At 63.7% G+C, this 8,740-nt stretch carries 10 protein-coding genes and 3 pseudogenes; 5 read left to right on the top strand and 8 right to left on the bottom strand.

The window, feature by feature from the left end:
- The 7 genes and pseudogenes from QZY07_RS05445 to QZY07_RS05425 form a co-directional block, all read right to left on the bottom strand.
- On the bottom strand, window positions 1-209 hold a 209-nt coding region (locus QZY07_RS05445; RefSeq protein WP_295400448.1), incomplete at its 3' end, for a hypothetical protein.
- Window positions 210-219: 10 nt separating this feature from the next.
- On the bottom strand, window positions 220-498 hold the full coding sequence (locus QZY07_RS05440) for a 7TM diverse intracellular signaling domain-containing protein (protein WP_295400446.1): 279 nt from the start codon (window positions 496-498) through the stop codon (window positions 220-222).
- A 32-nt stretch (window positions 499-530) separates the two neighbouring features.
- Window positions 531-728: pseudogene (locus QZY07_RS27315) on the bottom strand (7TM-DISM domain-containing protein); the annotation flags it as partial.
- Window positions 695-931, bottom strand: a pseudogene (locus tag QZY07_RS27310) (7TM-DISM domain-containing protein); the annotation flags it as partial. The pseudogenes QZY07_RS27310 and QZY07_RS27315, both read right to left, overlap by 34 nt.
- Window positions 932-1,027: 96 nt before the next feature.
- Window positions 1,028-1,450, bottom strand: coding sequence for a type II toxin-antitoxin system VapC family toxin (locus QZY07_RS05435; protein ID WP_295400444.1), 423 nt, complete (start codon window positions 1,448-1,450; stop codon window positions 1,028-1,030).
- A complete protein-coding gene (locus QZY07_RS05430) occupies window positions 1,450-1,707 on the bottom strand; it encodes an AbrB/MazE/SpoVT family DNA-binding domain-containing protein (RefSeq protein ID WP_295400442.1) in 258 nt (85 codons plus the stop codon). The genes QZY07_RS05435 and QZY07_RS05430 overlap by 1 nt, the downstream gene beginning before the upstream one ends.
- 183 nt (window positions 1,708-1,890) lie before the next feature.
- Window positions 1,891-2,328: a hypothetical protein gene (locus tag QZY07_RS05425; protein ID WP_295400450.1), complete on the bottom strand. Its 438-nt coding sequence runs from the start codon at window positions 2,326-2,328 to the stop codon at window positions 1,891-1,893.
- Between the two features lie 264 nt (window positions 2,329-2,592).
- Between QZY07_RS05425 and QZY07_RS05420 the strand changes: the two are divergent.
- The 3 genes and pseudogenes from QZY07_RS05420 to QZY07_RS05410 form a co-directional block, all read left to right on the top strand.
- Window positions 2,593-2,883: pseudogene (locus QZY07_RS05420) on the top strand (phosphate acyltransferase); the annotation flags it as partial.
- A gap of 100 nt (window positions 2,884-2,983) precedes the next feature.
- Window positions 2,984-3,307: a phosphate acyltransferase gene (locus tag QZY07_RS05415; RefSeq protein ID WP_295400440.1), complete on the top strand. Its 324-nt coding sequence runs from the start codon at window positions 2,984-2,986 to the stop codon at window positions 3,305-3,307.
- A gap of 124 nt (window positions 3,308-3,431) precedes the next feature.
- Window positions 3,432-5,003 carry a PAS domain-containing methyl-accepting chemotaxis protein gene (locus tag QZY07_RS05410; RefSeq protein ID WP_295400438.1) on the top strand — a complete coding sequence of 524 codons (1,572 nt, stop codon included), beginning with the start codon at window positions 3,432-3,434 and terminating at the stop codon, window positions 5,001-5,003.
- Window positions 5,004-5,076: 73 nt separating this feature from the next.
- On the opposite strand, the gene QZY07_RS05405 is transcribed toward QZY07_RS05410, so the two are convergent.
- Window positions 5,077-5,769 (bottom strand): alpha/beta hydrolase, encoded by a 693-nt coding sequence (locus tag QZY07_RS05405; protein ID WP_295400436.1) that lies wholly within the window; start codon window positions 5,767-5,769, stop codon window positions 5,077-5,079.
- A 277-nt stretch (window positions 5,770-6,046) separates the two neighbouring features.
- Between QZY07_RS05405 and QZY07_RS05400 the strand changes: the two genes are divergently transcribed.
- On the top strand, window positions 6,047-7,594 hold the full coding sequence (locus tag QZY07_RS05400; protein WP_295400435.1) for an SDR family oxidoreductase: 1,548 nt from the start codon (window positions 6,047-6,049) through the stop codon (window positions 7,592-7,594).
- A gap of 7 nt (window positions 7,595-7,601) precedes the next feature.
- Window positions 7,602-8,522 (top strand): alpha/beta hydrolase, encoded by a 921-nt coding sequence (locus tag QZY07_RS05395; RefSeq protein ID WP_295400433.1) that lies wholly within the window; start codon window positions 7,602-7,604, stop codon window positions 8,520-8,522.
- Window positions 8,523-8,740: the final 218 nt, after the last annotated feature.

The following is an 8,740-nucleotide window of genomic DNA, read 5'->3' as shown; positions in this document are numbered from 1 at the left end:
CAGTAGGATTCACCCCCACATCTTGCGACAGGAGGCACTAACCGACTACCCCCCATCGTTAATTTTCTTTGACGAATCAATATTTTCGCGTTTTTTCGATGCCGGCTCTTAAACGCTTCATCGGTGATGAGTTCTTGACTGGTTTCAACGCATTGTTTTTTTAAACATGCCAAATCCCCTGTTACACTGTAATTTTTCATATTATACAAGAATTTGCGCTTAACTTAATGGCAGTGAGCCGACCGCCTCCGGCCATAGCAGCTCGAAGCCGTAGCCACGATAACCCGCCGCCCAGAGCACGAGCGTGCCAAGGTAGGTGGCATAGAGCCTAAATGTCCGCTCCCGCGTACTCAGGAACAGCAGCAGGTTGTAGCAGCCGATGCCGATGAGTACACCGAAAAAGAGTCCTGACCACAGGTCGTTATGGCGCGCCGCCGACCAGAAGGCATCTGGCGCCCACAACCTGACGACCAGCGGCTCGAACAGTGCTTGATCCATCTGCGTCCGCAGCAGCACTTCGTAGTGCGTCCCCGGCGGAATCTCCAGGGGATGGCAAAGGTGCGCGTATCCAAGGGACGGCTGGCGAAGGGCCGGCGGTCGCCGGTGTGCCAGACCTCCCGTACCTGCCCGTCCTCCAGCACCCAGACATCCAGCCAGTCGAGCAGCGGCCACCCAGGATCGCCGCCACCGGACGCTCGCCGGGATTGGTCAGGGTCGCCCGCAGCCACCAGGCCGAGGCCGAGCGACCAGGAGAGAGCGTCGCCTCCGGCAGCGTCCACCAGTCCGCCGCCGGACGAGCGACCGCTTGCCGCCAGTCGAGCCCGCCCTCGGGATCCTCGAACACTTGCCAGGGACCGCATTCGAGCCGGCTTGAAAGGCTCGCGGTTGGTTCGGATTGGGCGGATTGCGCCAAACGCACCCAGCCAGCCATCAGGATGAGAAGCGTCAGGATGGCGAAGAGCGCCATGGGATGCGTGAGCCACCTGGATTCGAACGGCAAGGATCGGCCATTCGCGGCGTTCACGGTTTAAAAGGATTCCAGCACAAAACCCAGTCGCTCCGCGCTGGCGGACTGATTGCCGTCGAGGCTGGCAAAGCGCTGTACCGCCAGTTCCTGAGCAACCGCGAGGTGTAGTGCGTCGGCGCCACGCAGACCATGGCGAGGATCGTCGACCAGAGCGGCTGCGGCGCGAAACGCGGTGCGGGAGACGGGAGCCAGCGTCATGCCGCCGGCGCCGAGCTGCTCGAACAGGTCGAGAACCGCAGACGCCTGAACGGTGTCGATTTGACCGGTTCTCACCTTGATGGAAATGGCGCTGTGGAATTCGGTCAGCGTCCAGTCCGCGCTGATCAGAACGGCGTCACTCCGCGCGAACCATGCGCTGATGACTGCCGTGGAGATTTCCTTGGTCAAGAGCGCGACCCAGACACTGGTGTCCACATAGATCATCAGTAGCGATCCGACTGGCGCATGGTTGCGACCACGGAGTCAGTGATCGGCCAGTTCTCCTGAAGTCGACGCAACTGGTCGAGAAAGGCGGTTTTCTCGAAAGGATGGGTGGTGGTGTGGGGCGTCAAACGGATTTCGCCCCGTGGCGTGACTTCTACGTCGAGCGCATCGCCGTTTTTGACCCCCGCCTGTCGGAGGCAGGCGCTAGGAAGGCGCACGGCAAGACTGTTCCCCCATTTCGCAACCTGTACTCGCATGGCGCTCTCTCCCATGATGTATATACAGGGATAAACGTTATCATAAAGACCTCGTGCGACGCAATGCGTTCAGGCTCGGGCTTTGCGGTAACATGTTGCGCTGCACCATCACATCAGGCATCAAGGGCCGACACAACAGATCCCAGCACCACCGCCACCAACCACCAATCGGAGACCCAGATGTCAGACGACCTCGACCAGAGCGCTCTCGATTATCACCGCTACCCCAAGCCGGGCAAGCTGGAGATCAAGGCGACCAAACCGCTTGCCAATCAGCGCGATCTGGCCCTGGCCTATTCGCCCGGCGTCGCCGCCGCCTGCCGCCTGCCGCGAGATCGAGAAAGATCCGCTCACCGCCTCTGCGCGTGATCGGTCAAGATACTCATTGAGGTCGATCAGGTTGTCTTGCTCCCAAGATCCGGCATCGACGCATGCCTTCAACGCTCGACCAACCAAGGCGTCCGCGGCGGACATGGCGCGCCGTTGTTCTGGCGTAAGCTCGCGAATGTGCTGGCCGAGATAACGGCGCTGCGCGTTGACAAGATGTGCCTCGCCGTCATCTGGGTAAAAGTTCTCCAATCCGTATTGATAACTTTTCAATGCTTGCTCGGGTGTCTTCATCGCTCGGAACCCTTGTGATGGCCCAACCCTTACGGGCCATTTGCGTTGCAAAACTCTCCATCAGCGGGTCGATTGGGTACGACGTAACCAATTTCCCGCTCAGAGTATAAATGATGAACCACGTCTCTGACTCGATACCGACCATCGGCTCATATCCGCCTCGCGCCACGCTGTAAACCGTTGGAAAGCGGGGTCGCGACCCGGCCGATCGCCGATCTCGACGCTTACCGTCGGTCGCTCCGTCATCGCGCCTTCCGCACCGGGATGACCATGAAGCCGGTGTTCGATCAGGCCCGGATGGCGCCCAAGCGCGTGATCTTCGCCGAGGGCGAGGACGAGCGCGTGCTCCAGGTCGCCCAGCAGGCGGTCGCCGAGGGCATCGCGCGGCCCCTGCTGATCGGGCGTCCGGAAGTCATCGGCAACCGGCTGGGGGAGTTGGGCCTGAGCATCCGACCCGAACGCGATTTCGATCTCGTCACCCCCTGCGAGAATCCCAATTTCGAGACCCATTGGAAGACCTTCTATGACCGGGTCAAGCGTCGCGGTTATGCCCCCGACGAGGCGCGCGAATATATCCGCAACGACCCGACCGTGCTGGCCGCGACCATGGTCCGTTTCCAATTTCGGCAGTCACGACGCACCCGAGGCGACCAAGATGAGCGCGGCAGTCCGCCTGCTGCGCGAACAGGAGCCGACGCTGGAGGTGGAGGGCGAGATGCACGCCAACCTTGCCTTCGACGCGATGGGCCGCCAGGCGCGCTTCCCGGAATCGCGTCTCGCGGGTCGCGCCAATCTCCTGATCATGCCGAATCAGGACGCGGCCAACATCGCCTTCAACCTGCTGCGGACCCTGAACGAGGGCGGCGCCTTCGGTCCCCTGCTGCTTGGCACCGAGTATGCCGCCCATATCGTCACCCCGAGCGTCTCGGTGCGCGGTCTGCTCAATATGACCGCGCTGGCGGTGGTTCAGGCTGGTTAGTCGATGGATGGGGTCGGGAACGGGACATTTGCGCTAAAATCCTTTCGCTCACGTCAAGAAGACGGGATCTCATCGAACCAAGGATCATCGCTCGCTACCACGCAGACCCGTTCAGGCTGTCACCATGAAGATGAATCTGCCGGTCACCAACCGGGAACACGATTACGCCGCCTCGCTCGTGATCGTCTCCACCACCGATATCAAGGGCACCATCACTTACTGTAATAAACCCTTTATCGACATCAGCGGCTTCCGGGAAGACGAACTGCTGGGCGTCAATCACAATGTCGTGAGACATCCCGACATGCCCGCGGCGGCCTTCAAGGATCTCTGGTCGACGGTGAAAAAGGGCAAGCCCTGGCGAGGGATCGTCAAGAACCGCTGCAAGAATGGCAATCACTATTGGGTGGATGCCTATGTCACCCCGGTCTATGAGGGCGAGACCTTGGTCGGCTATCAATCGGTCAGGACCAAGCCGACGCGCGATCAGATCGATAAGGCCGAACGGCTCTACGCCAAGGTTCGCGAGCGTAAACTTGAGGATCTGCCCAAGCGACTCATTCCTGAGTTCGGACACAGAACATGGATCACCGCCGCGTTCGCGCTGATCGGGCTGGGGGCGGTCATCGCCGGCTGGTTTGGCAGCCTCTGGATCGGCCTGGGCGCGCTGGCGGTGGGCCTGATTCTGGCGCAAGTCAGCACACGAACGATCTTCTCGCCCATTCGAGAGAGTGTCGCGGCGGCGAAAAAGATCGCCGCCGGCGATCTGAATTTTCCCATTCATGTCGCGCGGAACAACGAGACGGCGGAGATCCTCCAGGCCATCAAGATGCTTCAGTCGCGTCTGGCCACAGTGATCGGCAATATCCAGGAGTCCGCGTCCGGGGTGGCCGAGTCGGTCGGTCAGTTAGCGCTTGCCAGCAACGCCACGCATCGTCTGATGGGACAGCAGCACCAGGAAACCGACATGGTCGCCACCGCCATGAACGAGATGTCCGCCACCGTGGCCGAGGTCGCCAACAACACCACCGCCGCCGCCGATGCGGCGCACCAGGCAAGCGCCGACGCTCAGGCGGGCCGCGCGATCGTGCGCGAGAGCGTGAACGGCATCCAGCAACTGGCCGAAGGCGTCTCCGAGGCCGCCGAGGCGATCGGTCGGCTGGGCGACGAATCGGAGAATATCGGCAAGATTCTGGATGTGATCCGTAGCATCGCCGGCCAGACCAATCTGCTGGCCCTGAATGCGGCGATCGAGGCGGCGCGGGCCGGCGAGGCGGGACGCGGTTTCGCGGTCGTCGCCGACGAGGTACGCGCCCTGGCGCAACGCACCCAGGATGCCACGCAGGAAATCCAGTCCATGATCCAGCGTTTGCAGGAAGGCTCGCGCAGCGCCGTGGCCGTGATGAAGCGGGGCAGCGAGCAGGCGGAACGCAGCGTCCTCTCGGCCTCGGAGACCGACCGCTCGCTGGATTCGATCACGCAGTCGGTCGATCGCATCAACGACATGAATGCGCAGATCGCGACCGCCGCCGAGGAACAGAGCGCGGTGGTGGAAGAGATGAACCGCAATGTGGAAAGCATCCGGCACCTGTCCATGCAGACCCTGGAGAGCACCGATACCGTGGTGTCGGCCACCGGTCATCTGGAGGATCTCGCCGGCCGACTGGCCTCGCTGGTGAATCAATACCGGGTCTGAGTCGTCGATCCGACCCTCTGGGAGCGCCAACCGGTTGTCGGCACCTGGGGCGGTCGGAATTCGGTCGGCCGCGTCATTCCTCGCCGCGCGTTTCGGACCCGGCCGCGTCCCGCAACAGCGATTGCACCGCTGCCGTGGCCGAGCGAAGAATATCCTGGCGGGGCGAGCCGCTGATCGCCCCGCCGCGCGCGCACGTCAGTCGGCAGACCCAGTCGGTCGGCGACTCGAAATCGCAGTGGTCCGCCCCAATCATTCGTTGCACCACGGCGCTCGGGCTGGCGGCATAGACCGCCAGGCCATTCTGAAAGGCGTTACAGCACGAGGCGTCGCCGACCAGCCCGATCAGGGGCCGTTTCAGACCGGACGCCATGCGGATCCCCATGGCCTGCGCATCGACCAGATCCAGCGCCACCACGCCGACCGCGCGCCGGTCGTTGCGGGCGGCGATCAGCGCGGCGAGCGCGCCGGCCGAAAAACCCGTATACACCACCCGGCGCGCCCCGAGTGCGTTCGCAACCGCCATCATCGCGAGCGCATTGCGAACATGACCGCCGTCCCAGAGCCGATCATTGCAGAAATCGAGTGTCACGGCGATCACGCCGGACCTGGCCAGGGCCGTCGCAAGCCCCGCCATGCGTTCCTTGGCGCGCAGGAAACCATGCCCCACCACCGCCAGATCGCCAGGGTCCGCGCCGGTCGGTCGGTAGATCCGATAACGCAGCACGCCAGCGGTCCTGGAGCGCGCGACGCCGTCCGCGACGGCCATCCCGGCTGGTCGTCCCGACGTCAGGTCACGGGTTCCGACCTGGCGGACCGCCTGACCCGTGCAACCCGACACAAACAGACAAGCCAGGAAGAGCACTGTAAACTTGGCTTGACGCGAAGATGTCCAAGTCGATGGACTCCTGATGGACGGGTGGGGCGGCATCGATAGGCACCTCTGCCTGCAAGTGAAGGGTTGAGACATCCCTGGTGATTCTGAAACGAATACGTGGCGAACGCGACCCGCGCACGGTGGTGTCCGGCACCCGAGAGGTCGTCCGATGACTGAGTCGACTGCGTTGAAACCGCCCATCCCCCAGCCATTGGGGCAAGACAGCGCCGGGCACGCCGCCGGTTTGCCGGGTCTGTGCCTGGTCTTTGGCGCCAGTGGCTACATCGGCAGTCATCTGGTTCCCGCGCTGCTCGGGGAGGGATTCCCGGTGCGCGCCTGCTCCCGCAACCCGGCGGTACTGGAGGCGCGCGGCTGGCCGGGCGTCGAAATCGTCGGCGCGGATGCGCTGGTGCCGGAGACCCTCGCCGCCGCGCTGGCCGGTGTCGAGGTCGCCTACTATCTGGTCCATTCGATGTCCGCCGGACGGGATTTCGGGCGCCTGGATCTGGAGGCGGCCCGCCATTTCGCACAGGCCGCGGGCGTGGCCGGGGTCAGACGCATCGTTTATCTGGGCGGTCTGGTGCCGGACGACGCGCAGAGCGAGCATATCGTCTCGCGGCGCGATACCGGCGTGGTGCTGCGCGGCGGACCGGTCCCGGTGACCGAGATTCGGGCGGGCATCATCGTCGGACCGGGTTCGGCCGCCTTCGAGGTGATGCGCGATCTGGTTTATCATCTGCCGGCGATGATCACGCCGCGCTGGGTCAGCGCGAAATCGCCGCCCATCGCGCTGGAAAACCTGCTCCGGTATCTCGCGCGCGTGCCTTGGATGGAGGAAACCGCCGCGCGCAGTTTCGACGCGGCCGGACCGGAAACCCTGACCTACGCGGAGATGATGCGCATCCTCGCCGAGGAAGCGGGCAGACGGCCGCCCTGGATCATTCCGGTCCCGGTGCTGACGCCGCAACTGTCGGCCTATTGGCTGCGCTTCATCACCTCGGTGCCGACACCCATTGCCCGCGCCCTGATCGAGGGACTCCGGCATGATTTTTACGCCCGGGACGAGGAATTGCGTCGTCTCGTCCCCCAGCCCCTGCTGGGGTTTCGGGACGCCGTGCGCGCCGCGTTCGAGATCGAACGCCGCGGCGCTGTCGTCAGCCGCTGGGTCGAGGGAGCCTTTGCCGTGCGCCATCAACAGATCGACTATGCCTATTACGCCAAGCGCGCGAGCGGCAGCGCCGAGACGACCGCCGACCCCGCCGCGGTCTGGCGGGTGGTGGCGGCTATCGGCGGCGACAATCGCTATTACTATCTGAACACGCTTTGGTCGATCCGCGAATGGATGGACTGGGCGATCGGCGGCCCGGGGCTCAAGCGCGGTCGGCGCCATGCCGAGGAGGTGCGTACAGGCGACCGCATCGATTATTGGACGGTGATGGGCGCCGAGCCCGAACGCCGCCTGAGTCTGGCGTTCGGCATGCGCGCGCCGGGTGCCGGCGTGCTGGAATTCGAGCTGGAACCGCTGACCGCCGGGGGCACCCGTCTCACCGCCACCGCCTACTGGCATCCGGCGGGAGTCTGGGGGCTGCTGTACTGGTACTCGCTGGAGCCGGTTCACCGGAAACTCTTCAAAGGTCTGACCCGTGAGATCTGCCGGCGCGCCGAGCAGGACATCCGGGGACAACGCAATCAACAGAACCGCACACAACCGAGGTAATTCGTACATGGACTCCGCTATCGCTCGCGCTGGCAACACCGCCACAACCCGCAACCCATCGCTTCCCGCCGCCATCGACGCCTCCCGTCACGACTATGTCTCGCCGCTTGGCGGGCGGATTCACTATTACGCCGACACGTCCGCGTCCGGGCGTCCGCTGGTCCTGATTCACAGCATCAACGCCGCGCCGAGCGCCTTCGAGATGAAGCCGCTGTTCGATCACTATCGCGCGCAGCGTCCGGTATTCGCGATGGATCTTCCCGGCTTCGGACACTCCGACCGCAGCAACCGGCGCTATTCGCCTGAGCTCTACGCTGGCGTCATCGCCGAATTTCTGGAGCAGGTCGTGAAGTCCAGGGCCGATCTGGTCGCGTTTTCGCTTGGCTGCGAATTCGCCGCCCGTGCGACCCTGATGAAACCGGAGCTGGTCGCCAGTCTGGCCCTGCTGTCGCCGACCGGCTTCAACATCCGCGGACTCCCGACCGGCAAGGCGGCCGAACGCGCTCACAAGGCGTTGAGCGTGCCGGTGATCAATGACGGACTCTTCGGCCTGCTCACCACGCGCACCAGCATCAAATATTTCTACAATCAGGTGTTCAAGGGCGCCATCCCGCCCGGACTCGTCGACTACGCCCATGCGACGACGCACCAACCGGGCGCCAAGTATGCTCCGCTGTATTTTCTCTCCGGCCAGCTCTTCACCCCCAAGGCGGGCGCTACCCTGTACGGTAAACTGACCCAGCCGGTGCTGGTGGTCTACGACCAGGATCCGAACATCGACTTCCACGAACTGCCGGGCTTTCTGAGCCGTCATCCGGGCTGGCGGGCCGAACAGCTCACGCCCACCCGCGGCATGCCCCAGTGGGAGAAGCCCGCCGAAACCGCCGCCGCCATCGACCGTTTCTGGGCGACGCTCAAGACCGACTGAGCGCGACCCGAGCGCGTTCGCGCGCATCCCGGCATGGATGCTCCGCATCCATGCCCCGGCCCACGACTTCCTGTTCTTCACCCGTCTTGCGCGAGAAGCCCCGGCGTTCAGGCCGGGGAGGAATAGCGCCGCCGCCCTCTCGGGCGGCTGATTCGGTGCTATTTGTCTATTGATTGCTTTGTGACTATAATCGTCACTATGAAACTGACGCTTCAGAT

The sequence above is a fragment of the uncultured Thiocystis sp. genome (genome assembly GCF_903866365.1).
GTDB lineage: Bacteria > Pseudomonadota > Gammaproteobacteria > Chromatiales > Chromatiaceae > Chromatium.
Note: the sequence above shows the minus strand (reverse complement) of the source record. Positions and strands in the feature narration are given on the sequence as shown.